This window comes from Trichocoleus sp. ST-U1, from assembly GCF_039961835.1.
In the GTDB taxonomy this organism is placed as follows: domain Bacteria; phylum Cyanobacteriota; class Cyanobacteriia; order Cyanobacteriales; family FACHB-T130; genus FACHB-T130.
On sequence record NZ_JAMPJZ010000057.1, the window covers coordinates 1 to 24,668 of the forward strand.

Consider the following 24,668-nt stretch of genomic DNA (forward strand, 5'->3'; position numbering starts at 1 on the left):
ATCGACATGACAAAACAAGGATTCTAAACTAAGCATGGGGTGGTGAGATGCGTTGAGAATTAGGTACTTTCAACTGTATCTGTTCCACCCCTCCTTATCCCGAACTCACGTTAAGCCAATTCAAAAAGACGCCCATCAGATGCTAAAGCATCATCCATCTTGAAGATGGAGCAGGTTTGATCTCGTTGACTAGGAGGATAAAGTTCCTTTAAAAAGATCTTCAGTGCTTGCCCTGGATTAATGTCATATTTGTTCTGACTTGACATACTTACTGTCCTAAATTTTCAGCACTAAGCCTCTATGCTTTCTTAATAACTACTACAAGAGCAGCAAAAGATGGTCAGTTAATAACTGAATATCTGCCATCTGGAAGTTTCTTAAAATACTTTTCGGAAGTTGTATTCTTCCGGTTTATCCCTTCACAGCGACGCTCAATTGCTCCACGCACAATTCCTTTAGGATCTTTAGCACTAAATTCATACAATTTCCGGTCAACAATTGCATGGGTGATGTCAGCCGCAGACATAGGTTTTTGAGCGGCTTTCAGCACCTCGATTACAGCTTGAGCAATTGTTCTATTTTCCATAATTTTACTTGTTTAACTAAGTGAACCATCTATCTCAGATATTACCAAATCCAAGGCATTGCTATAAATTGGAAGGCTTTCAACCTCAACGCCAAATTTTTTATCTATCATTAAATCAACAATCAATGAACTATCAACTAAAATGATAGGAACAGCACCCGGTTGAAAAGAGGCTTTTTCAGCTTCTGACGTGAAGTTAGATGTCGTAAAAAAGTATCCCTGCTCACATTTACCCTGAATATCACCTCTAAATTGAGCAATTTCCTTCCTTCCAACCGGAGTCTTTTTCCATCGTTTAGACTGAAAAGAAACCTTTAAATCAGCCAACCCAACTTTCAGCTTTCCAAAACCATCGATTCCTCCATCCCTACTTTTTCGAGTAACTTCAACATCATGAAAACCATATACTTCTAAAAGTCGCTTACTAAAGATTTCAAAGGTAGTTGGATCAAGTCTTTTCAGTTGCTCTAAAATTCTTGTTCTAAAATCAGCAATATACTTTTTATGAAGTAATGTTAATTCTTCAAGAAAGCCACCACGAACCTCTTCCTCAACTGCTTTGTCGCTTTGCTCTAATGGAGCACCTTTCAACCAATAGGTTCCATTCTTCAATAGAATAAAGTATTTCTTGGAAGAGGCAGAAGAGAAATTTAATCCTTCACAATGGCGTCTAACCTGACTGCGAACAATATGAACCGGATCATCAGCTTTGAATTTGTAGAAATCGTGATCAGTGATAAGTTGATAAATTTCTGAAATTGACAGAGATCTATTGGCTATCTGCATTACTTTAGCAATTGTTTGAACAATAGTTCCCTCTTTCATACTTGTCATTTAGCTAGTATCAAAAGTCTGACCCAAAGAGTAGTGACTGAATGCTACCATCCGATAGAATCTCAGGCAGCCATTCATCTCCTCTTGGCTCTGTACTATCCCACTTTTCGGGGTAAGTATTTGCTGCAATCAATTCCTCAATGCGGGTATGCTCCTCCTGGTTGATTAGGCTGATCGTTGGACGATTTTGGGCGATCGCGGCTTGATTAACCTCATCCTGAATTGCCAAAACCTGCTCAAGCATCCAACGACGAGCATCCATATGAAGTGGTCCTAAACGATTCTGCTTGGCTGAGAGAGAGCCATCTTTTTTGACCTCTCCATGTTTACGGTGACGATACTGCGGCTTCTTAATTTCCCAATACAGGGGTCTTAGCTTTTGTAAAGGTGCCAAGTAAGTCCATTCTGGCTGAGCCACGACGCGATCGAGGGGACAGCCAATACAACCTGTTCTGGCATTAAGCGGCTCCTCCCCATCGCTGACATCCTGCCCGTAGACCCTGGCAATCTCAAAGGTGGGGAATCCAAGTTCTAAATCGGCGTGAAGCAGCCAGTCCCAAACATGGCAGACCCGCCAATGACCGATCGGTGCTAACGTATCTGCTACAGCCCCCGAAGACGAATGCTGGAACCAACCTTGACCACACTCTCCGCCGTCCTTCGTACAGCTAATCGCAATCCGCTGATCTCTGGCGGCACTCTCTCCAATCCGTACTCCTGTGATCATCAAAAACTTTTCGCCCCGCTCCTGCCGTAGGGCTTCTAGCTCCCGTTCCATGCTCATCACCTTCAGCTTGGGTGTACACCAGCGAAAGGTATTAGAGGGTGGCGGAACTCCTCGACCTAGAATGTAAACAAAATAGCGGTGATCTAGTTCCGGTAAGACTACACGGGTTTCAAACCCGCGTTTGCGAAGCTCCTCCGAAATCCCCAGTGCAGACGAATACAGGGGTGGTAGCTCTTGGCGAGTGTCGGCGTAAAGGACGGTTAAGCTCTCAGGTTTGGGAACTTGCTCCGTTTCGATCAGGTGGGCAATGAGGGTAACAGTAGCAGAGGAATCCTTCCCTCCAGAGAAGGCGATCGCCCAGTGTTTGTAGAAGCAGCCATAGTGACGCAACGATTCCACCGATAGCTCAATGCTCCTCGGCAGCGTCAATCGATCTTCTTCAAACAGACTTAGCGTTTTTGCCACAAATACCCACTACCAATAGCGTTGTTTGCTTACTTTAACAGTTAGTTTTCCCTACGCCATCTCTTTTAGATGTGAATCGTCTACCACTATATCTAGTGGAGTGCCATTCAAAACTAAAATTTTAGCTGTAAATTATGGTTTTAATGTGCTAATAGTATAGCCGTACTGCGATCGCCCAGGTCGCTTCTAACTGGCAATGTTGGCATCAAATAGGCTCAGGACATGAGCTAGATGGCGATGCCAGTTTAAGCCACCCGAATGCAGCGTCAGAATCAGAAGCGTCAGCGGGAGCTTGCTGGCGATATGGTCAACGCCTGGATTGCACCGCTCCATGTACTCCACCCACGCATCAAAAGCCCACTGCTGGATCTGGGCATCGTTCTCTTGTAGGTAAGTCGCCCAATCAGGGTGAAGGACGATCGCCTGCTGGTCATCCGTAAAGGTGTAGAGTGGCTTGCGGGTTTCGTCTGTGTAGCTGCGATTTCCAATCGCCAAGCTACAAAAATTAGAGGCACTGAGTGAAAGCGCGAACTGACAAGTCAGCGCTTCGCTATCGCATCCAATACATCCAAAGAGTGCGAACTGACAAGTCAGCGCTTCGCTATCGCATCCAATACATCCAAAGAGTGCGATCGCTACCTGCCGTTTTATACTGCTCAAGCAAGAAGCATCCCGTAGGATAAAAGATATCCACCTGCGACGGAATGACTATCTGTGGCTAAGTCAGAAGAATTGCATCCAGAGGCGGCGCTTGCCCGTACTCCCCTATATGAACTTGCCCTCGAACAAAAAGCCCGATTGACTGCCTTTTCCGGCTGGGAAATGCCCGTACAATACACCGGAATCGGACAAGAACACCTGGCAGTCCGCACCACAGCGGGAATGTTCGACATCTCCCACATGGGGAAATTTACCTTCAAAGGGAAACAGCTGATTTCGTACTTACAGCCTCTCGTTCCCTCAGATTTGAGCCGCCTGAAAGCTGGTGAATCTCAGTACACCGTCCTGCTGAATTCTCACGGCGGCATTTTGGACGACATTATCTTCTATTATCAGGGCGAAGATGCAGACGGCCAGCAGCGAGGAGCGATGATTGTCAACGCCGCCACTCGATCCAGAGACAAAGCATGGCTGTTTGCCCAACTGGAATCTTCTCAAATTGATTTCGAGGATCTTTCCCTAGCAAAAGTTTTGATTGCCGTTCAGGGACCACAAGCAATGTCATATCTTCAGGAATTTGTCAAGGAAGACCTGACGCCGATTAAGGCATTTGGACATTTGGAAGCAACCGTCTTGAATGAGCCAGCTTTCATCGCCCGGACTGGGTACACGGGAGAGGATGGATTTGAAGTCATGGTAGACCCAGAAGTGGGGGTAGACTTGTGGCGCAGTCTTTTCACTGCTGGTGTCGTACCCTGCGGACTTGGTGCCAGAGACACCCTGCGCCTGGAAGCAGCAATGGGCCTCTACGGGCAAGATATGGACGAAAGCACCACCCCTTTAGAAGCTGGATTGGGTTGGCTGGTTCATCTGGATACGAAAGGCGATTTTATCGGGCGTCCAGTCATAGAAAAACAGAAGGCAAATGGCGTAGAACGACGCTTGGTAGGACTGCAAATGCAGGGGCGTTTTATTGCGCGTCATGGCTACCCGGTGCTATCCAACGGTGAAGCCATCGGCGTCGTCACCAGCGGTACCTTAGCACCAACGGTAGGGCAACCCATCGCCCTGGCCTATGTTCCTCCGAATCTGGCTCAGATTGGTCAGGAATTGGAAGTAGAAATTCGGGGCAAAGCTTATCCAGCCGTTGTGGTTAAAAAACCTTTTTATCGCTCCCCCAGTCGTCTTCCTAGCAAGTAAATGTATGGCGAACCGAGGTGGCTGGAGAAGGTGGTTGGTGAATCGGGCGGCATTGATTAGGCTTGCCATCATCGGCATTCTTCTGGGTATTGCGATCGCTTGGGCGTGGTTTACATCGATTTGGATGCCCGGAGTCAGTTACCAAGCTGCATTGCCGCCGCTGACTCCCCAGGAGGAAACGCTGCGAGATGCCCTCCGGCAAGATGTGGAAAAGATTGCCGGTGAACTAGGAGAACATAACTTCTCAAACTATAAGAATCTAGCGGCGGCGGCTGATTTCTTGGAAGCATCGTTGAGCAGTGCTGGCTACAAAGTTCAACGCCAAGGATACAAAATTGCTGAGAACACTTATTACAACCTAGAAGCCGAGATTGCTGGGACAAATCGAGCCGACGAGATTGTGGTGATTGGGGGTCACTATGACTCTGTATTTGGAAGTCCCGGTGCCAATGATAACGGCACGGGTGCCTCAGCCGTCCTAGAGTTGGCGCGTGCCTTTGCTGGAAAAAAGACCTCCCGAACTCTGCGCTTCGTTGAGTTTGTGAATGAGGAACCGCCATTTTTCCAGACGGCGGAGATGGGAAGCGTCGTTTATGCCAAACGCTGCCGCAACGCCGGTGACAATATTGTCGCCATGCTCAGTTTGGAAACAATCGGCTACTACTCCGACAAGCCAGGAACCCAGAACTACCCATTTCCCTTAAGCCTGTTCTATCCCTCACAGGGTAACTTTATTGCCTTTGTGAGCAACCCAACCTCTGCTGATTTGTTGAGGAAAGCGATCGCATCTTTCCGTCGTCACGCGAAGTTCCCCTCCGAAGGTGCCGCCCTCCCAGAAAGGATTCCCGGCGTCGGCTGGTCGGATCAATGGTCTTTCTGGCAGCAAGGTTATCCCGGTATCATCGTCACAGACACTGCACCCTCCCGTTACCCCAACTATCACACTTCACAAGATACCCCCGATAAAATCGATTACGACCGCTTGGCGCGGGTGGTAGCGGGATTAGAGGGCGTTGTTGCAGACTTGGCAGGACTTCAGTAATTCAGGTTATCTGTACCACCCTCAAGCGATCGCTCTTTCAGTCAAGCTTGCTGGAAGTGTCCCTATCCCCAAGCTTCAGCCTCCGGGCAAATTGCGCTGAAACTGCTCCACCAACTGGGCAAACTCCCGTACAGCTTTCTCCGACTGCTGTGCTGCAACCCAGCCAAAGTCATTGTGACCTGCCTCATCCACCCACAAAAAGCGCTTCGGTTCGTTCGCAGCCGCAAAAAGTTGCTCCCCGTGCCAAAAGGGAATCACTTCATCCCGCCTCCCGTGCATGACCAAGACTGGGCAACGCACCTTTTTAATCTTGTCGAGATTGCGGAACCTATCAAACGGCACAATTGGGATGCGCGTCAGGACTCGAAATGCTGTAACAAAAGCACTTTCCACAATTAAACCCGCAAGCGGTTGACGAGAAGCCAAATCCACCGCTGGCCCACTTCCCACCGAACGCCCATAGGCAATAATTCGATTCGGTGGCACACCCAGTTGCTGAGTCAGATAAGTATAAGCAGCGTCGATATCCCGATAAGAATTGCGCTCGGTAGGCGTTCCCTGACTGGTTCCATAACCGCGATAATCGTAGGCGAAGACAGCAAAGCCCATGTCCCGCAAACCTTGACGTACCGACAAGACATCAAATAAGTCTTCAGCGTTACCGTGACTATATAAAATTGTGTAAGTGGCATCGGGATTCGGCAGATAAGCTGCCGAGATTTGCACACCGTCCGCCGTGGTTAGCTTGAGAATCTCGCTACTGTCCCGATAGCTGGACGGCTGGGGCACAAAAATCATCCTATCGGAAAAGAAATAGGCGTAGAAGCAAAGAAAAGCGTAGATGAAAATGGCAGAGCGCATAAGTCTTTTAACAGAAAATTCACCGAAAAGCAGGCGTTTAAGCTTTTTCTTATCCATAATGTTTCTGATATTACGGTTTGAAGCTGTAAACTTAATGGCTGGTTAAAGCTATTTGAGCGCGTATTTGAGGAAGGAAGTGCAATGGCTCTGGAATATCCTGAAGACCTAAAATATCTGGATTCTCACGAGTATGTGCGACTGGAGGGTGAAATTGCCACAATTGGCATCAGCGCCTTTGCAATCGATCAGCTGGGCGATATTGTATTTCTGGATTTGCCAGAAATCGGTGACGCCCTCTCAAAGGGAGAGAGTTTTGGGACAATTGAATCGGTGAAAGCCGTTGAAGATATGTATGCCCCAGTCAGCGGGACAGTTATAGAACGCAATACTGCCATCTTGGAAGCTCCGGAACACGTATCGGAAGATCCTTACGGCGAAGGATGGTTTTTAAAAGTTCGGATTAACGACCCGGATGAGCTGGATGAAGCTTTATCGGCAGAGGAGTATCGTTCGCAGGTGGAAGGAGAGTAGATCCGGACTTACCCACTGCAAGCTTGAAGCCGAGATCCCCCTAACCCCCTATTTTTCGGACGAGCCGGAAAAGTCCCCTTTTTAAAGGCTACGGTGTACACACAAGTCTTCTTGAACTTGCAAGTCCCGTTTTGATCCCCCCTACCCCCCTATCCCCAGAGGGGACCCCGAATCCCCCCTTAAAAAGGGGGGAAATAAATGTCAAAGTCCCCCTTAAAAAGGGGGATTTAGGGGGATCGATCAACGTTTTGCCACTTAACCAAAGATGTCTGTACACCGTAGCCTTTTAAAGGGGGATGCAAGGGGGATCTCTGCGTAAGTCCTATAAATAATTCCTTCCAAAATCTGAAATCTAAAATTGCAGTAACTTCGAGACGCGGCAAATCGGTGTTTCTACAGCGCCTGACCCCGAAAAATTATTGCAAAATATGAAATAGTCGCGTCTGGAGAGCAACCTGTGGTAATTTCTATCCCTCATACCGAGTCTAGCCGTCAGCATCTGCTAGAAGAAATGGGAGAGCCGATTTCTTTTGTACAGCGGCATATCGGCCCTAGCCCGGATGAAGTCCAGCAAATGCTTGAGGTATTGGGGATATCGACCCTAGATGCCTTAATCGACCAAACGATTCCGCAGGCAATCCGGCGATCGCATTCTCTGAATGGGGCAACTCCGAAAACAGATTCGCTCCAGCTTCCCCCAGCCCAGAGTGAGTACGCAGCGCTGAGTCGATTGAAAGCGATCGCTTCCAAAAATCAGGTGTTTCGCTCCTTGATTGGCATGGGTTATTCCGATTGCATTACCCCGCCAGTCATTCAACGGAATATTTTAGAAAACCCCGGCTGGTACACCGCCTACACCCCTTATCAGCCAGAAATTGCCCAAGGGCGACTAGAGGCGCTGCTGAATTTTCAGACAATGATTATTGACTTGACAGGTCTGGAAATTGCCAATGCTTCCTTACTCGATGAAGCAACCGCAGCCGCAGAAGCGATGACAATGAGTTATAGCCTCTGTAAAACCAAGGCAAACGCCTTTTTTGTCTCCAGCGCCTGCCATCCCCAAACGATTGAAGTATTGCAAACACGGGCGAGACCGCTGGGCATTAAGGTTATTGTCGGCACTCATCAGAACTTTGATTTTGAGCAAGCAATTTTTGGGGCAATCCTGCAATATCCTGCCACGGATGGCACGATATACGATTATCGGAGTTTTGTAGAAAAAGCTCATTCAGTGGGTGCTTTAGTCACGGTGGCAGCAGATCCCTTGAGCCTGACGTTGCTGACACCACCGGGAGAATTTGGGGCAGATATTGCGGTAGGAAGCACTCAGCGCTTTGGAATTCCCCTCGGCTATGGGGGGCCTCATGCAGCCTACTTTGCCACCAAAGAAGAGTATAAGCGCCAGGTGCCGGGGCGAATTGTCGGAGTCTCCAAGGATGCCAACGGCAAGCCAGCGCTGCGTTTAGCTTTGCAAACCCGCGAACAGCATATCCGGCGCGACAAAGCGACCAGTAATATTTGTACCGCTCAAGTTCTCCTGGCGGTGATGGCGAGTATGTATGCCGTTTACCACGGGTCAGCTGGACTGAAAAAAATTGCCCAGAATATCCATAAACTGACGGGCATTCTGGCGTCAGGATTGAAGCGGCTGGGGTACGGCATCGGTGCAGAGCAATTTTTTGATACGTTGCGGGTAGAGTTGGGCAAACGCACTCTCGAAGACATTCTCGCAGATGCCCAAGCTCGTCAGATTAACTTGCGGATTCTGGATGCAAATGCGGTCGGAATCAGTTTGGACGAAACCACAACCGTACAGGACTTACAAGACCTATTTGAAATTTTTGCCGGAACCCATGAGTTGCCCTTTACGGTGGAAGAGTTGGGGAAAGGCGTAACCCCCTCTATACAAGGGGAACCTTTTGTCCGTCAAAGCAGCTATTTAACTCATCCAGTCTTTAACCGCTATCACTCAGAAACCAAGTTATTACGCTACTTGCACCGTCTAGAAGCGAAAGACTTGTCGCTGACAACATCGATGATTCCCTTGGGTTCATGCACGATGAAGCTGAATGCGACGGCGGAAATGATCCCGGTAACGTGGGCGGAATTTGGCAAAATTCATCCTTTTGCCCCTCCTTCGCAAACGCGGGGTTATCAAATTCTGTTCCAGCAGCTTGAAGCATGGTTAGCAGAAATCACCGGCTTTGCGGGTATTTCTCTGCAACCCAATGCCGGATCTCAAGGTGAATATGCAGGACTGTTAGTGATTCGTCAGTATCACGAAAGTCGCGGGGAAGAACATCGGAATGTCTGTCTGATTCCTCAATCAGCCCACGGGACAAATCCTGCCAGTGCGGTAATGTGTGGGATGAAAGTGGTCGCGATCGCTTGCGACGATCGAGGCAATATTGACGTAGACGATCTCAAAGCCAAAGCCGAGAAGCATCGCAATGAACTCGCCGCCTTGATGGTGACATATCCCTCCACTCACGGCGTCTTTGAGGAACCGATTAAAGAAATCTGCAATATCGTCCACGCTAACGGCGGACAAGTTTACATGGACGGGGCGAATATGAACGCCCAAGTCGGTTTGTGCCGTCCGGGAGACTTCGGGGCAGATGTTTGTCACTTAAACTTGCACAAAACCTTCTGTATCCCCCACGGCGGCGGTGGGCCTGGAATGGGGCCAATTGGGGTAATGCCGCATCTCGTGCCATTTTTACCGGGGCACTCGGTTGTCCCAACTGGCGGCGAACAAGGCATCGGTGCCGTTGCAGCCGCACCTTGGGGTAGCGCCAGCATCCTCCCCATTTCTTGGATGTACATCGCCATGATGGGGTCAGCAGGCTTAATAGAAGCGACAAAAGTAGCGATCCTCAATGCCAACTACATCGCCCGTCGCTTAGAAACTTTCTATCCTGTTTTGTACAAAGGGCAGAATGGTTTGGTGGCGCACGAGTGTATTTTAGATTTGCGATCGCTCAAAAAGTCTGCGGGTATCGAAGTAGATGACATCGCCAAGCGCTTAATGGACTACGGTTTCCACGCCCCTACCGTTTCTTGGCCTGTAGCGGGTACGGTGATGGTAGAACCCACGGAAAGCGAATCGAAGGAAGAACTGGATCGTTTCTGCGATGCGATGATCTCAATTCGTCAGGAAATTGCGGAAATTGAATCGGGTAAGATGGACGCTCAAGATAATGTCTTGAAGAATGCACCCCACACCGCAGAAGCCTTAATGACTTCCGAGTGGAATCATTCCTATTCCCGCGAACAAGCTGCTTATCCTGCGCCGTGGACGAGAGAACACAAGTTCTGGCCTACTGTCGGACGCATAGATAATGCTTTTGGCGATCGCAACTTTGTTTGCGCTTGTCTCCCGATGGAAGCTTATTCACAAGGCTAATCCAGTTAGGCTGGCATCAAGTAGGGGTTTCTCTGGTTAGTAGCGAGAAACCCCTATTTTCGTTATTAGTTATTAATCGCTACAATTAATTCATAAAATAACGCTGATAACTAATAGCCGTATGATTCAAACAATTCAAGCTAAGGATATTACACTTCGAGGTTTAGAGACCAAATTTGGTTTGTTACCTTCTAAAAATAATAGATTTTTTACTGAATGGGTAGATAATTTACCTCAAATCACCTCTGAGGAGCAGCAGTTTTTAGACGGAGTTAAAGAGGAATATCTACATTTAATCGAACGCCGCCCGATGCTAGAAGACTTAGTAAAAATGGTGGTGCTTTCTCCGCTGCTGAAACTAGCTGGCTTTTATCGTCCACCTTATGAAATTGAAACGGAAAAATCTGTAACGATTTCAGATGAAGATGAAGACGGAGTTATAGTGCAGGGGAAAATTGATATTTTGGTTTTGCAAAGTGAACTATGGGTGGTGGTTATCGAGTCTAAAAGACCGCTATTTTCTTTGGATATAGCAATCCCTCAAATACTCGCTTATATGTTAGCTAATCCTCATTCTGATAAACCAACATTTGGATTTATTAGTAATGGTAGTCATTTCAGATTTATAAAACTCACCAAGCAAGACACGCCCCAGTACGCTTTATCGGATGAATTTACGCTTTATCGCCGAGGGAATGAGTTGTATAGTGTTCTGAGTATCTTAAAGCGATTGGGTGAATTGGTGGTAAGGTAGCGATCGCATTTAATAATTTGAACCGCAAAGGCTCACTAGTGTAGCGAAGGCGATAGCCGTTAGGAAAAGAAAGGAGGAGAGAGGCGATCGCCATTCCTTCATAAATCCTCCCCTAGATGGTTTTATTCGTGAGTTATCTTAGAAGCATCAAAGCGTTTGGATGTTTTAAAAGCATTTCCTATGTCTAACGGACAACAGCAGCCTAAAGGAAAGCATTTGTTTAACACAGCGAATCTCACCATAGCCCTGGTCTCGATGTTGGCGACTGTGGGCGGCTTTGCTGTAGCTCTGGTTCTTGGTTTTCCGCCAGAGATATTTCCCCGGCAAACCCGCTTTTCTTGCACCTTGCAACCCGACACGGAAAATGGGGGCGAGGTGTGGACGGTGATGTATCGTAAAGACAAGGAAGGAAAGCCTTGGCTGAAGATGGTTAATAGCTTTGGCGAGGACTGGGATACTCGGACACGGTGCGACGCTATTGCCCAGCGCTTGGAAGGCTTTCGAGAAGAGGGTTTAGTGGGGTTCAGTCATCGCTCCGATCCCAAAACACCCAAACAGTCTGTTATCTGTGCCCTAACTAAGCTTGACCGCAACAATTGCAATTTGCTGGTAACGCTCAAACCTGGTGCGGATGGGTACGAGTCCTTGCAACGGATGACTAAGGCTTTGAGGAATGGTACTACAGTTGAGCAAGGCTCAGGTGTTGCCAGTAGTTCTACTTCTCCTGACTCTAATGAAGTTAATTTGGAAGACCAGCAGCTAGCGGCTGAAGATCGCTAAGCTAGAGCATCTATCAGAATATCTGCTTTGAAGCTTACCGAAAAGTGGGCTGTTTGGAAGCAGCTAGCGACCTGTCCATGAATACAAAGATATGGATTCATATGGGGAGAATCATTAACAATCCCACAGGCATTGTTCGTGTAGCTGCGACTAGTCGTTAGGGATGTTTAAATTAATCCTTATTTTGAGCGCCCTAACTGGTTTAGCAATCGCTGCCGGTAATTGATCGCTGTTTGATTGTTTGGGTCAAATTTAATTGCTGTATTATAAGATTCAAGCGCTTTGTCATACCGCCTTAACAGCTCAAGTGCATAGCCTTGGTTAATCCAAGCATCAGCATCGTCAGGATTGAGAGCAATTGCTTTATCGTAAGAAGCAATCGCATCTTCGTAACGTTGCAACTTTCTGAGGGCAATACCTCGGCTAGTCCAAGCATCAGCATCGTCAGGTTTGAGAGCAATTGCTTTATCGTAAGAAGCGATTGCATCTTCGTAGCGTTGCAACTTTTTGAGGGCAATACCTCGGTTATACCAAGTGGCAGAATCGTCAGGTTTGAGGGCAATTGCTTTGTCGTAAGAAGCAATCGCATCTTCGTAGCGTTGCAAGTCATCTAAGGCATAGCCTCGGTTATACCAAGCGGCAGAATCGTCAGGTTTGAAGGCAATCGCTTTGTCGTAAGAGGCAAGTGCATCTTCGTAGCGTTTTAAATTGCTGAGGGCAATACCTCGGCTAGTCCAAGCGTCAGCATCGTCAGGTTTGAGGGCAATTGCTTTGTCGTAAGAAGCAATCGCATCTTCGTAGCGTTTTAAATTTCTGAGGGCAATACCTCGGTTATACCAAGCGACAGAATAGTCAGGTTTGAGGGCAATTGCTTTGTCGTAAGCAGCAAGTGCATCATCGTAGCTTTGTTTAATATAAAAATCGTTGCCTTCATTAATGAAATCTTCTGCTTTTTGGGTAGCCTGCGCCTCTGTGGAAACTTGAGCAACATTTGCCACATAAATATTAATGGGGATACCCCATTTAAAAGTGCCGACTGCATCGCCATTACCTGAGTTAGCACTTGTGGAAGACTGCTGTTGTGGTGGCGGCGGTGCTTCGCCTTTTAGTTCCGCTAGTCCAGCAAGTTCTACATCCGTGCGTCCGTGAACTGCAACCACTTCCCCTGCTGCATTCATCACCGGACCACCACTCATCCCCCCTGCTGTGGTTCCTGTGTAAGAAATGCCGTAGCCTTCACTTTGGCTGTCAATTAGTGACACCGTACCAGGAGCAAACTGCTTTACCAAACCACTACCCGGAAAACCAGTGATGTAGATGCTATCTCCTAAATTTACTTTGTCAGAGTTACTGAAACTGAGGGTTTTATAGGGGCAATTTCCGCTATCAGGTTTGAACGTCACGACTGCTAAATCCTGCTTAAGAAAGCGTTTGATACTGGTAATGCTGGCACCTTTCCAAAGTTTTTGGTCGGGGGTTTGCAGTTGCAATTTAGCGCTGGGTGGCACCACATGACGCACTGTGAGTACGGTGCAAACTTCCTTGCTTTCCCCGGATATGATAAATCCCGTACCTTGCCCCGATTTATCTTCATAGTTAATTAAAACTACACTTTCCCCGGCTTGCTTGCCAATCTCTCCCGGCGACTTGGCACCGCCACACCCAGACATTAATAAAGCGATAAAGCCAGAAGCAACGAACCAGCGCCAAAATATCATGCTGCACTTATAGAATTCAATAAAGCAAGCTGAAAAGACTTAATTACTATTGTGTCAGCAAAAATCTATCTTGGGGGAGAGGAAAATTACCGATATAGCGGATGAGGACGTAGAGTTACACTAGAGTCAATCTGCTTAAGTTCTGATTGCCTACAAGCAATTAACCCTATGACGAGGAATCCATCAAATCAACGCCCGATTTTGACGATAGCGCGATCGCCTATTAGTTGGATGTTAGAAATAGCCGCTGTTGCAGGGATTTTCTGCATCATTGTAATTACCCTAAAATCTTGGCCAAATCTACCCAACAGTATTCCCATCCATTTTAAGATGGGAGGCAAACCAAATGCTACGGGTAGCAAACAATTAATCTGGCTTTTCCCCAGCTTATCTATTGTAGTTTATGTAGCGTTTACAGTGCTGCGTCAGTTTCCCCATACCTTTAATTATATTTGGAGAATTACAGAGCAAAATGTCGCTAAACAATATCAGCTAGCCGTTAACTTATTAGACTGGAATAAGGCAGAAGTTATGTGGATACTTGCATTTATAGAATGGCAGATTATCCAGGTAAGTTTGGGACATTCTGCTGAATTGAGCGTAGATTTTTTCTCGGTAGTAATGCCACTGTTTTTGGTCACAAATGGGCTGTATTTTTGGCAAGCATATCAAGCTCGTTAGTTAAGCTTATCAATTCCCCGGAGGTTATAAATCGCAGCTATACAGGAAAAGTCCACCGTTGCGGACTAATAAATTGAAACCCGCGCAGGCGGGTTTTGTATGTGTAGCCGCGAATTCTATTCGCTAAGGCATTTATTAAATCTTGCCGCGCAACGCCGCTAACTCTTCCCGCACAGATAAAGGCGCATATCCTAATTCAAAAGCCTTGGAACTATCTAAAGAAACATCCGCTGGTCTTGGCGCAGCCATTTTCACATCTTCTTGTCGGCAAGATTTAAGTCCCGCTTCAGGAAGTTGCAGCACCTCCACTAATAAACGACCAAACTCATAACGTGATACCCGCTCTTTTCCGCCCAAATGGATGTGTCCGTTTACTTTTTCCAATGCTAATAAAAGTCCTCGTGCTGCCGTTGTTCCGCTAACTGGTGTTCGGAATTCATTGATAAATAAACTTAATTCTTTCTTCTCTCTCAGCATTTGGATAAATGGCTGCATGAAACTTGTAGCGGTAGGTGTTGCCATACCAAACATTAAAGGCATTCGGCAAACAGCCGTCATCGGATAACGCTCTAACATCTCCTCCTCCGCCATCACCTTTTGCTCCCCGTAAACATTGACAGGAGACACGGGATCGGTTTCCCGATAGGGAGGGTTTAAACCATCGAAAACTAAGTCAGTTGAAGTGAAAACGCAAGGAATCGAAGCATCTGCACAAAGTCCCGCAATATTACCAGAGGCGGTGACATTAATCGGGTAGGATTCCTCAGGATATTGTTGGCAAAAATTAGGTTGCGATCGCGCGGCGGTATGAATCACTCCATCTGGCTGAATTTCTTGGAACAGATGCTTGAGTTCCTGAAAATCCTTTAACTCAACTTTCAGCAAATTTACGCCAGGAATCTCTAGAGAATGAGAAAAATAAGTTCCATAAACGTCCCATTCTGGTTGTGCTAGCTGGCAAAGATGCCATCCTAAAAAACCACTGGCACCTGTAACTAAGAGTTTTTTCATCGGATTCCCAAACCTGTCATATAAGCCCACAAGCTTCAGCCAAGGGCTAAACCAACCAAGCCTGCGATCGCAGGCGAAAATCTCTGGAAGCATCAACCGCAGCCAAAGCCCGCGAAAGCCGTACCTTTAAAGGTGACGACTGCTAACTCAGAACAAAAGCATCGTAGCTCATCCTTTAAGATACTAAGGGCAGTTTTGTAGAACCTGACCCTTGGTGTATCGTTCATCACTTGTGAGTACGCGCTATGCAGTGGCTAAGCGAGCGATCGCTCATGGCAGTCCCGACGGTCACAGGCAGCGAGAATCAGGGAAATGTTGCTGAATTAGTAATTTTTCTGATCGTCTTGTTGTTGGTTGCCACGGGGGTTGCCTTACTATCTCGACGATTTCGGATTCCCTACATTACAGGTTTAGTATTGGCAGGGTTGGCGATTACAGAGCTTTTGCCAGGTCGCATCCATCTCGATTCCTCCCTGATTTTTAATCTTTTTTTGCCGATTCTACTCTTTGAATCCGCAATTAATACCGATATCAGTCGCTTACGCAGCACGTTTAAACCCATTGTTTTGTTAGCCGGAGTAGGATTTCCCCTCTGCGCTGCCATTACCTCAGTCTTGCTGAAACTAGAACTGGGCTTAGATTGGGTTCCCGCCTTGCTGGTTGGGGTCATTTTGTCAATTACAGACACCGCCTTAGTGATTGCGGTTTTCAAGGAAGTATCTGTTCCCCACCGACTGATCACGCTCGTAGAAGGTGAAAGCTTAGTCAACGATGATGTGGCGCTGGTTTTATTTAGCCTGATCTTGACGGCAAATTCAACCGGGTCATTAACGCCCCTTGATGTCGTACAAGCATTTTTGTTCGTGATTGTCGGCGGAATCTTAGTTGGCTTAGCCTTGGGCTATCTCAGTATTGGTTTATTTAGCCAAGCAGACGATCCTCTCAGCGTGATTCTACTGACGATTGCCGTAGCGCTGGGAGCCTTTCAACTGGGCGAATTTTTCCACGTATCCGGTGTGGTTGCCGTTGTAGTGGCAGGACTAATTGTCGGCAACTTGGGGGTTTCTCGCAGTACCTCTGCTTCTACTCAAGTTACTTTGTTCAGCTTCTGGGAATTCGCCGGGTTTGGTGTCAATACCTTTATTTTCTTACTCATTGGCTTAGAGATTAATCTTGTCACCCTTTGGCAGACGCTACCAGCCGTTCTTCTCGCACTGATTGCCTACCAAGTCGGGAGGGCACTCACCGTTTATCCACTCTTGGACTTGGTGCGTTTTTTTGACAAACCCATTCCGGTGAAATGGCGACACGTTCTCTTTATGGGCAATATTAAAGGCTCGCTTTCAACCGCCTTGGCGTTAAGCTTACCGGCTAATTTACCAGGGCGAGATAAGCTGGTTGTCATTGTCTTAGGGATTGTGCTGCTGTCGTTGGTGGGACAGGGAGTAAGTTTACCGGGATTTGTAAGACGTTTAAAGCTCGATCAGCATTCAAAATCACGGCAGCAGATCGAAGAATTGCAAGCTCAATTGATGACTGCCAAAGCAGCGCAGGATGAATTGGAGAGTCTCCTGAAATCGGGAGTTTTACCAAAATCAATCTACGAAGAGATGCGAGCCGCTTATCAGGTGCGGGTGGCAGCTTCTGAAAGAACCTTGCGGGAGATATATAATCAGCGTCCCGAAGACTCTGCTGATGAAAGTAGCGATCGCCTAAAATTAGACACGATTCGTCGGCAATTACTCTTGGCAGAAAAGCAGGTACTCAATGACGCCCTCCGCAGGCGAATTCTCTCAGAAGAAGTGGTGCAAGAACGCATCAAAACCATTAACGAGCAACTTCTAAGTTTGGAAGATGACTAGAACACAAACCTAAGAAATCAATCACTTGATGTAACTTTTCCGATTTCGTGACGACTAGCACAGTTGCTCCCGCCTCTAGCACTGTCTTTCCATTCGGAATGACGAGATCGGTTTGGGGATGGGATTGATAGCCAATAATTAAAGAACCGCTGGGAAACCGAGAATCCTGAGCGACTTGTGCCACGGTACGACCCGCAATGTCAGACTCCGGTGGCACTTTGAGTTTGAAGACTTCTACCTGACCCTGCTCAAAGTGCATCATCGATTCTACTTGGGGATATTCGATCGCATTCACCATCGTGGTCACGGCTAGGTCAACCGTACTGATGACATGATGCGCTCCGGCAATCCGATAAGGTTCGGCAAAATCACTTTGGCGCATCCGAGTCACGATATGGGAGACGCCATAGTGCTTGGCAAGTGTCACCATTGCCAGATTTAAAGCATCATTGCGGAGGGCGGCAACAAGCGCATCTGCCTTGCGAATTCCTGCTTCCATTAGCACTTGCGTACTGACGGCACTGCCTTCAAAAGCCATCGCTCCGACTTGTTCGCGAGCATACCGGCAGGCGGTGGGATCGGTATCGATGATGGCAACCGTGTGTCCTAATTCTACTAATTGTTGGGCTAAGTCCAGCCCGACCAGTCCTGCTCCACCAATCAATACGTACATGGCTAACCTCTGTTGCAGGTATTTACGTCTGACCCTCAAAATCTACAGTGTAGTTGCTGGGTGGCGAAAGGAGTAAATTATCCCAATTGTTACTCAGGGCGATCGCGTTTTTAAATTTGCACCGCGACGGACAATGGCAGAGGAAAGTTGAAAAGCTGGCATCATATCCACTTGAAAATTGTTAATCAGAAAAACTTTCCTATTCACTCTTGAGCAGGCACCTGCCAAATCTTAATGCTGCCATCATGGCTGCCAGTCGCTAAAGTTTGCCCATCGGGACTGAAAGCGAAAGAATTTACTTTACTGTCATCTCCTGCCAGAGTGCTTTTGAGTTCGCCAGTGCGAGGATTCCACAATTTGATCGTATTGTCCAAACTGCCGCTGGCGATTGTCTGTCCCTTGGAGCTGAAAGCAACAGAATTAATTAACGTGGCATTTCCCTTCAAAGTAGCGATCGCTTCCCCGTTACGAGGATTCCACAGCTTGATGGTGCCGTCATTACTGCCACTCGCCAGGAGTTTTCCATCGGGACTGAAGGCGACGGAATTTACCCAATCGGAATGCCCTTCCAGGGTACGAATGCGGATGCCCATGCGCGGATTCCATAAGTTGATCGAGCGATCGGCACTACCACTAGCTAATGTTTGCCCATCCGGGCTAAAGGTAACGCAATTCACAGCATCTAAATTCCCTGTCAGGGTGCGGATGAGTTCCCCATTACTGAGCTGCCAAAGCTTGATCGTCTTGTCTAAACCACTGCTGGCTAAAGTTTTTCCATCGGGACTGATGGCAATGGATAAAACTGAGGTGGAATCCCCGTTAAGGGTGTGGATGAGTGACCCGTTACTGAGTTGCCATATCTTGATGGTGCCGTCATAACTGCCACTGGCAACAAGTTTTTTATCCGGACTAATGGCAACGGCATGAATGGGTTTGATATGTCCTGCTAGGGTACGGATGCGGATACCTTTGGGTAAATTCCACAACTTGATAGTGCCATCTTCACCGCCACTGGCAAGAATCTGCCCATCGGTACTGATGGCGATCGCCTGCACATACTTAGAATGCCCTGTAAGCGTGTTGAGTGGCTGGGCTGGCTGGGATGCCGTAGTTGATGTAAAGGCTAAGGTTAAATCCTCCTCTTTTACAGGGTTGGCAGAAGATTCGAGCGAACTGCATCCAGTCAAAGTCGTCACTGCACCCAAAGCGATCGCCACGAAAACTTTTCCGAACGTTGGCTGATGTGTCATGGATAGTCACCGCAGAAAACATCACGTCTATCCAGGATGGATACAATATAAATTTGGAGCTGTCATCATCCACTCGGATGAGCATATCTGGTTATGTCCCTGCCTGTTGTCGCTATTATCGGTCGCCCGAATGTGGGCAAATCTACTCTTGTCAATCGATTGGCAGGTGTACAAGACGCCATTGTGCATGATGAACCTGGAGTCACGCGCGATCGCACCTATCGTTCCGCCTTCTGGGAAGACCGGGAGTTCGTCATCGTTGATACCGGCGGCTTGGTGTTTAATGATGACACCGAGTTTTTACCCCTGATTCGGGAACAGGCAATGTTGGCACTCTCAGAAGCGAGTGCAGCAATCTTTGTCGTCGATGGTCAGAGTGGTTTAACAGCAGCGGATGAAACGATCGCCGACTGGTTGCGTCAACAACCCGTGCCCGTCCTGCTAGCGGTGAATAAATGCGAATCCTCCGAACAAGGTCTCACCCAAGCAATGGAGTTTTGGGAACTGGGATTGGGCGAACCCTTCCCTGTCTCTGGCATTCATGGGAGTGGCACCGGCGAATTACTCGATGCCCTGATTACCTATATTGTGCCAGCGGGAGAAATCCCAGAAACTGAAGAAATTAAAGTCGCCATTGTCGGACGTCCCAATGTCGGGAAATCCAGCTTGTTGAACGCTTTTGTCGGCGAAAATCGTTCTATCGTTAGCCCCATCTCTGGCACGACCCGCGATGCCATCGATATGGTAGTAGAACGCAACGGCAAAACCTACCGATTGATCGATACCGCCGGGATTCGCAAAAAGAAAAACGTTGAATACGGCCCGGAATTTTTTGGGATTAATCGCGCCTTTAAAGCGATTCGTCGCGCCGACGTGGTTTTGTTAGTCATTGACGCGGTGGATGGCATCACCGAACAAGACCAAAAACTGGCTGGGCGGATTGATGAAGAAGGTCGCTCTTGCGTCATCGTCATCAATAAGTGGGATGCTGTTGAAAAGGATTCCTACACCATCTACGAGTTTGAACGCAACTTTAAAGGACGGTTGAACTTTATCGATTGGGCAGAAACGATTTTTGTCAGCGCTCAAACAGGTCAGCGGGTGGAAAAAATTCTAGATTTAGTGAATACAGCCGCCGAACAACACAAACGCCGCGTCACGACTGCTGTAATTAATGAAGTGCTACAAGAAGCAATTTCTTGGGTTTCCCCGCCCACGACCCGCCAAGGGCGTCAGGGCAAGATTTATTACGGCACCCAAGTGAGCAGCCAACCTCCAGCGATCGCGCTATTTGTCAACGATCCCAAGCGCTTCAATGACAACTATCGCCGCTACATCGAAGGTCAATTCCGAAAACAGTTGGGTTTTACTGGAACCCCAGTACGCTTATTCTGGAGAGGGAAAAAAGTCCGCGAGGTGGAAGCGGGCAGTCGTAGTAACCGAGCCACTCGTGTTTAATCAATTAAAAATTAAAAATGTAAAATACATTTTTAATTTTTAATGTTTAATTTTTAATTTTCTATGGATTTACTGCGATCGCTGCCTCTGGGGCTGTACCTCGAACAACCAATCACTTGGCTGCATCACCTCGACCCCAGGGTGAAAATAGCTTGGTTGATGAGCTTTCTCATCGCTCCAGTCCTGGCAAATCCCATCTGGCGCATCGCCTTAGCGGTGCTGCTAGTTGCCATTACTGTGACGGCGGCGATTCCATTGCGCGTATGGAAGCAACAAATGGGTTGGTTGTTGATGCTGTGCTTTTTTGTGTTCATCCTGAGCATGATTGCTCCCGATGGGCTAGGAGCGGACTCTCAGCGACGCCTCCCAGCCGATGAAATATCTTTTATTCAGACTGCTACTCCCAAGCCAGGAGTTGTCAAATCCGCTGCAACTCAAAAACCAGAGGCGACAAAACCAGTCTCCTCTCAAAACCCTTCAAACTACCGTTACGTGCTGTTCCACCAAGGGCCAGTCAAAATTACTCGCAAGTCCTTGGCGCTAGCGATTAACGTGAGTACCTTACTATTTACCTTAATTTACAGCACCAACCTGTTTTTGCTGACCACAGCTCCAGAGGAAATTACTGCGGGGATCGAGAGTTTGATGCGACCGCTGCGAGCATTCAAATTTCCCGTGACAGAAGTTGCTCTAACCTTAACTTTATCGCTGCGCTTTATTCCCCTGGTTTTAGAAGAAGTGCAGAATTTAGTTCGTTCCGTGCGGACACGGGCAATTAACTGGAAAAAACTGGGTATCCGCAAAAGTCTGCAACTTTGGTTGATGGTTGCCGAACGGTTGCTTGAAAATCTCCTCTTACGAGCCGAGCAAATTGCTAGCGCCATGAAGGTTCGCGGCTTTACCAGCCCCAATAGCCATCGCGTCCAATGGCACCAGTTGCGTCTCAAAAAGAGCGACTGGGCGGGACTGGTGAGTTTGGTCGTACTTTGGGGGGCACGGCTGATGTGGGGATGGGAGAGTTAAGAATTAAAAATTCATATGAAACCTTGGTTTTGGCGATCGCTTCCTTTACAACATCGAACTGGCTCAGAAGTATTCGCCGCCCTGTTTCTGGACGCTGGTAAAATTGCTACCCTACTCGAAAGTCCCTACAATCCGCTCCTTCAACACTCAACTGAAGCCAAGAACGCGATCGCCAGATATTCGATTTGTGCCGGTGCGCCGCGCTTTATAGATGGCGTGCAAGCAGTGTGGACTCCACCCGTTGGCGAGATCCTCCCCTTCCTACGCCGCTTGCGGCAACGTTCTGCCTTCAGGGATGAGTCCCTACAGCGGTCACTACCTTTCACTGGCGGCTGGCTGGGATGGCTGGGTTATGACCTCGCTTGGGAGATCGAGCAGCTACCCAATTTAAATTCTGACCCCCTACCATTCCCGGTTGCTTATTGGTATGAACCAGCATCCTTTGCTGTCCTCGATCACTGGGAACAAACCCTATGGCTAGCCGCTAGCGATGAAGCCGAACTCGATTTCTTGCAAAACCTGCTGGAAAGCCGAACGCAGTGCGGGATAGCAGAGGAGCCAGCATCTTCAATCCAAAATCCAAAATCCCCCCATTTCCATTTTTGGACGCCTCAAACTGATTACGAAGATGCGGTGCGGCAAGCGAAAAAGTATATCCGAGCCGGAGATATCTTTCAGGCAAATCTTTCCCTACGCTTTGAAAGCCGCGTAACCGCCAGTCCTTGGTCAATTTATCAAGCGTTACACCAAATTAATCCTTCTCCCTTTGCTAGCTATTGGCAGACTCCGTGGGGGGCACTCATCAGCTGTTCTCCAGAACGATTGGTTCAGATGCAAGATCGACAAGCGCAAACGCGACCGATTGCAGGAACGCGATCGCGCGGCACCACCCCCGCCCTCGACGAGCATTTGGCGCAAGACTTGATTGCCAATGCCAAAGAAAGAGCCGAACACATTATGCTGGTGGATTTAGAGCGAAACGACTTGGGGCGTGTGTGCGAGTGGGGTTCTGTAGAAGTCAACGAACTTTTCACAATTGAGCGCTACAGCCATGTCATGCACCTCGTAAGCAACGTTATCGGTAAAATTCGCCCAAACTACGACGCGGTTGACCTAATTCGCGCCTTCTTCCCTGGCGGTACTATCACTGGGTGTCCGAAAGTCCGCTGTATGGAAATCATTGAAGAACTCGAACCCGTGCGTCGCAATTTGTTCTACGGTTCCTGTGGCTTTCTCGATTGGCGCGGGCACCTAGATTTAAATATCTTGATCCGTACTCTCCTCTATCCCAAGCGTGCCGATGCAGCGATGGTTTACGGGCAAGTCGGGGCGGGAATCGTTGCCGATAGCGATCCAGAACGAGAATGGCATGAGTCTCTACACAAAGCTCAAGCTCTGCTAGCAGCCCTGGGAAGTTTTAATGTTATTAGTGATTAGTTCTGGGTCATCAGTCAAATACCATTGGCGAATGGCTACCAGACAGGGTTTTGAAGAGCCACTCTTCTATTAGCAACTAGCAACAGAATGATTCGGCTGGGAACGGATATTGTTTATATGCCTCGGATTAAAGCCGCTGTTGAACGCTTTGGCGATCGCTTCTTGCAGCGCGTCTATACTTTTGATGAACAACAAGATTGCGGCTACACTCAGGACGATATCAGTCGCCTCTCTATCAACCAGCTAGCAGGGCGTTGGGCGGCAAAAGAAGCCGTTGCTAAAGCACTGGGAACTGGATGGCGGGGAGTCAGCTACACCGATATTGAGATTCGACGTTTACCCACAGGTGCGCCGCAAGTATTTCTTCACCATTCAGCCGCCGCCCAGACAGCAGGGTGGGAAGATTGTCAGTGGCAGCTAAGCATCAGCCATGATGGCGATTATTCGGTAGCCACCGCCATCCTCGTTTGCTCACCCTGAAAAGTGTCGCCAATTCCCAAACATTCTCTCTGAGGTGCCCGAATACAAGCTATCATCTGCATAGTTTGAACTAGAGTGAAACATCTTGGGTTTCAACAGAGAGCGGCTGGCGCGAGTCGCACTGCCGCTTAAACTCTTCGACTTTTCCCAATCTCTCCCTTAGGGATGGGCATTCTTCGCGTGGATGTTAATGAGCAGCGAAACCTATTTAAATCACCCTACATTTGGCTTACTTTACAGAGTGTGTCTGCTTGAGGACAGCCAGGAACTATTTACGACCCTTTATGCCCAGCGTCTCTTCTTTTTGGTGAATACCAGTCCTACCGGCATCACGTTTGAACCGATTACCCGCAGCGATGGTCGCCTCATGGTGGAAAACCGTTTGCGGATGCTCCGTCGCAACGGTCAAATGGAGGAGTACACCCAACTTCAGGCTATTCATAAGCGAACATTTCAATAGGGGCAAGCAATTAAAAATTAAAAAATCCTTTTTAATGCAAGCATTTTTAATTTTTGCTTCCCTGTTTATTTTCAAGTGAAGTCAAATGACTGGAGCGATCGCCCAACGCCTTTCTGAAATTCGCCAGCAACTACCGGAATCTGTCCGCCTCATCGCCGTTACGAAACAGGTTTCCCCTGAAGCCATGCGCGAAGCTTATGACGCTGGAGTCCGGGATTTCGGCGAAAGTCGCATCTCTGAAGCTGAACTTAAACAAGCGCAACTGCAAGATTTACCAGACATCACCTGGCACCTGATTGGACACCTCCAAAGTAATAAAGCTCGAAAAGCCCTAGAACAATTTCAGTGGATTCACTCGATAGATAGTTTAAAATTAGCCCAACGATTAAACGAACTGGCGCTTGAGCTGTCGCGATCGCCCTTCATCTGCCTGCAAGTGAAACTACTGCCAGATCCCAACAAGTATGGGTGGACAGTTCCTCAACTGCTTGCCGATTTACCAGCCTTGAATGAGTGCTACAATCTGCAAATTCAAGGTTTGATGACAATTCCGCCTTTCGATCTCAAGGCTTCTGAAATCCTGTCAGTTTTCGATAGAACCCGCAAACTAGCCGATGAAATCAGACAGCAAAACTGGTCAAATATTCAAATGCAGCAGCTATCAATGGGAATGTCAGGTGATTACCCGCTAGCTGTGCAATCTGGGGCAACAATGATACGTTTGGGGCGAATTCTTTTTGGAGAACGGGCATCCTGAAAAGCCCCACTA

The 24,668-nt window shown here is 47.9% G+C and carries 24 protein-coding genes; 14 read left to right on the top strand and 10 right to left on the bottom strand.

What is annotated here, in order from left to right:
* Positions 1–110: 110 nt before the first annotated feature.
* From NDA06_RS18520 to NDA06_RS18540, 5 genes are all read right to left on the bottom strand, one after another.
* The gene (locus NDA06_RS18520; RefSeq protein ID WP_190986507.1) at positions 111–266 is read right to left on the bottom strand and encodes a hypothetical protein; all 156 of its coding nucleotides are present in this window, start codon (positions 264–266) and stop codon (positions 111–113) included.
* A 74-nt stretch (positions 267–340) separates the two neighbouring features.
* Complete coding sequence (locus tag NDA06_RS18525) at positions 341–586, bottom strand: HTH domain-containing protein (protein ID WP_190410769.1); 246 nt, start codon at positions 584–586, stop codon at positions 341–343.
* 12 nt (positions 587–598) lie between these two features.
* Positions 599–1,411, bottom strand: a complete 813-nt coding sequence (locus NDA06_RS18530; protein ID WP_190410768.1) for a restriction endonuclease — start codon at positions 1,409–1,411, stop codon at positions 599–601.
* 19 nt (positions 1,412–1,430) lie between these two features.
* Positions 1,431–2,612 (bottom strand): phosphoadenosine phosphosulfate reductase family protein, encoded by a 1,182-nt coding sequence (locus NDA06_RS18535; protein WP_190410767.1) that lies wholly within the window; start codon positions 2,610–2,612, stop codon positions 1,431–1,433.
* A gap of 186 nt (positions 2,613–2,798) precedes the next feature.
* On the bottom strand, positions 2,799–3,272 hold the full coding sequence (locus NDA06_RS18540; protein WP_190410766.1) for a hypothetical protein: 474 nt from the start codon (positions 3,270–3,272) through the stop codon (positions 2,799–2,801).
* A 54-nt stretch (positions 3,273–3,326) separates the two neighbouring features.
* Between NDA06_RS18540 and gcvT the strand changes: the two genes are divergently transcribed.
* Both gcvT and NDA06_RS18550 read left to right on the top strand, forming a co-directional pair.
* Complete coding sequence (gene gcvT / locus NDA06_RS18545; protein WP_347276930.1) at positions 3,327–4,472, top strand: glycine cleavage system aminomethyltransferase GcvT; 1,146 nt, start codon at positions 3,327–3,329, stop codon at positions 4,470–4,472.
* 4 nt (positions 4,473–4,476) lie between these two features.
* On the top strand, positions 4,477–5,514 hold the full coding sequence (locus tag NDA06_RS18550) for a M28 family peptidase (RefSeq protein ID WP_190986508.1): 1,038 nt from the start codon (positions 4,477–4,479) through the stop codon (positions 5,512–5,514).
* Positions 5,515–5,589: 75 nt separating this feature from the next.
* Here NDA06_RS18550 and NDA06_RS18555 read toward each other — a convergent pair whose 3' ends face one another.
* Positions 5,590–6,432, bottom strand: a complete 843-nt coding sequence (locus NDA06_RS18555) for an alpha/beta hydrolase (RefSeq protein ID WP_190986509.1) — start codon at positions 6,430–6,432, stop codon at positions 5,590–5,592.
* Positions 6,433–6,516: 84 nt separating this feature from the next.
* Here NDA06_RS18555 and gcvH point away from each other — a divergent pair, with 84 nt between their 5' ends.
* The 4 genes from gcvH to NDA06_RS18575 all read left to right on the top strand — a co-directional run bounded on the left by gcvH (position 6,517) and on the right by NDA06_RS18575 (position 11,846).
* Complete coding sequence (gcvH, locus tag NDA06_RS18560) at positions 6,517–6,906, top strand: glycine cleavage system protein GcvH (protein ID WP_190986510.1); 390 nt, start codon at positions 6,517–6,519, stop codon at positions 6,904–6,906.
* Positions 6,907–7,363: 457 nt separating this feature from the next.
* Positions 7,364–10,312, top strand: a complete 2,949-nt coding sequence (gene gcvP, locus NDA06_RS18565; protein WP_190986511.1) for an aminomethyl-transferring glycine dehydrogenase — start codon at positions 7,364–7,366, stop codon at positions 10,310–10,312.
* Positions 10,313–10,433: 121 nt separating this feature from the next.
* Positions 10,434–11,066 carry a type I restriction enzyme HsdR N-terminal domain-containing protein gene (locus NDA06_RS18570; protein ID WP_190986512.1) on the top strand — a complete coding sequence of 211 codons (633 nt, stop codon included), beginning with the start codon at positions 10,434–10,436 and terminating at the stop codon, positions 11,064–11,066.
* A 180-nt stretch (positions 11,067–11,246) separates the two neighbouring features.
* A complete protein-coding gene (locus NDA06_RS18575; protein WP_190986513.1) occupies positions 11,247–11,846 on the top strand; it encodes a COP23 domain-containing protein in 600 nt (199 codons plus the stop codon).
* Between the two features lie 179 nt (positions 11,847–12,025).
* On the opposite strand, the gene NDA06_RS18580 is transcribed toward NDA06_RS18575, so the two are convergent.
* Entirely contained in the window at positions 12,026–13,564 is a 1,539-nt protein-coding gene (locus NDA06_RS18580; protein WP_348251803.1) for a tetratricopeptide repeat-containing serine protease family protein, read from the bottom strand.
* Between the two features lie 168 nt (positions 13,565–13,732).
* On the opposite strand from NDA06_RS18580, the gene NDA06_RS18585 reads away from it, so the two are divergent.
* Positions 13,733–14,245: a DUF1648 domain-containing protein gene (locus NDA06_RS18585; RefSeq protein ID WP_190986514.1), complete on the top strand. Its 513-nt coding sequence runs from the start codon at positions 13,733–13,735 to the stop codon at positions 14,243–14,245.
* A gap of 135 nt (positions 14,246–14,380) precedes the next feature.
* Here the strand turns inward: NDA06_RS18585 and NDA06_RS18590 are convergent, their stop codons facing one another.
* Entirely contained in the window at positions 14,381–15,256 is an 876-nt protein-coding gene (locus NDA06_RS18590) for an NAD(P)-dependent oxidoreductase (RefSeq protein WP_190986527.1), read from the bottom strand.
* Positions 15,257–15,528: 272 nt separating this feature from the next.
* On the opposite strand from NDA06_RS18590, the gene NDA06_RS18595 reads away from it, so the two are divergent.
* The gene (locus tag NDA06_RS18595) at positions 15,529–17,118 is read left to right on the top strand and encodes a Na+/H+ antiporter (RefSeq protein WP_347277046.1); all 1,590 of its coding nucleotides are present in this window, start codon (positions 15,529–15,531) and stop codon (positions 17,116–17,118) included.
* Here NDA06_RS18595 and NDA06_RS18600 read toward each other — a convergent pair.
* Positions 17,084–17,791 (bottom strand): TrkA family potassium uptake protein, encoded by a 708-nt coding sequence (locus NDA06_RS18600; protein ID WP_190535549.1) that lies wholly within the window; start codon positions 17,789–17,791, stop codon positions 17,084–17,086. The genes NDA06_RS18595 and NDA06_RS18600 overlap by 35 nt on opposite strands.
* A gap of 203 nt (positions 17,792–17,994) precedes the next feature.
* Positions 17,995–19,041: a WD40 repeat domain-containing protein gene (locus NDA06_RS18605; protein WP_190986516.1), complete on the bottom strand. Its 1,047-nt coding sequence runs from the start codon at positions 19,039–19,041 to the stop codon at positions 17,995–17,997.
* A gap of 93 nt (positions 19,042–19,134) precedes the next feature.
* Here NDA06_RS18605 and der point away from each other — a divergent pair, with 93 nt between their 5' ends.
* The 6 genes from der to NDA06_RS18635 all read left to right on the top strand — a co-directional run bounded on the left by der (position 19,135) and on the right by NDA06_RS18635 (position 24,656).
* The gene (gene der / locus NDA06_RS18610) at positions 19,135–20,499 is read left to right on the top strand and encodes a ribosome biogenesis GTPase Der (RefSeq protein ID WP_190679102.1); all 1,365 of its coding nucleotides are present in this window, start codon (positions 19,135–19,137) and stop codon (positions 20,497–20,499) included.
* Between the two features lie 63 nt (positions 20,500–20,562).
* Complete coding sequence (locus NDA06_RS18615) at positions 20,563–21,522, top strand: CbiQ family ECF transporter T component (protein WP_190986517.1); 960 nt, start codon at positions 20,563–20,565, stop codon at positions 21,520–21,522.
* Positions 21,523–21,537: 15 nt separating this feature from the next.
* Positions 21,538–22,959, top strand: a complete 1,422-nt coding sequence (locus NDA06_RS18620; RefSeq protein ID WP_190986518.1) for an anthranilate synthase component I — start codon at positions 21,538–21,540, stop codon at positions 22,957–22,959.
* An 87-nt stretch (positions 22,960–23,046) separates the two neighbouring features.
* The gene (acpS, locus tag NDA06_RS18625; protein ID WP_190432734.1) at positions 23,047–23,439 is read left to right on the top strand and encodes a holo-ACP synthase; all 393 of its coding nucleotides are present in this window, start codon (positions 23,047–23,049) and stop codon (positions 23,437–23,439) included.
* Between the two features lie 190 nt (positions 23,440–23,629).
* Complete coding sequence (gene pipX / locus NDA06_RS18630; protein WP_190410751.1) at positions 23,630–23,899, top strand: transcriptional coactivator PipX; 270 nt, start codon at positions 23,630–23,632, stop codon at positions 23,897–23,899.
* Between the two features lie 85 nt (positions 23,900–23,984).
* Complete coding sequence (locus NDA06_RS18635; RefSeq protein WP_190986519.1) at positions 23,985–24,656, top strand: YggS family pyridoxal phosphate-dependent enzyme; 672 nt, start codon at positions 23,985–23,987, stop codon at positions 24,654–24,656.
* The last annotated feature ends 12 nt before the right edge of the window (positions 24,657–24,668 follow it).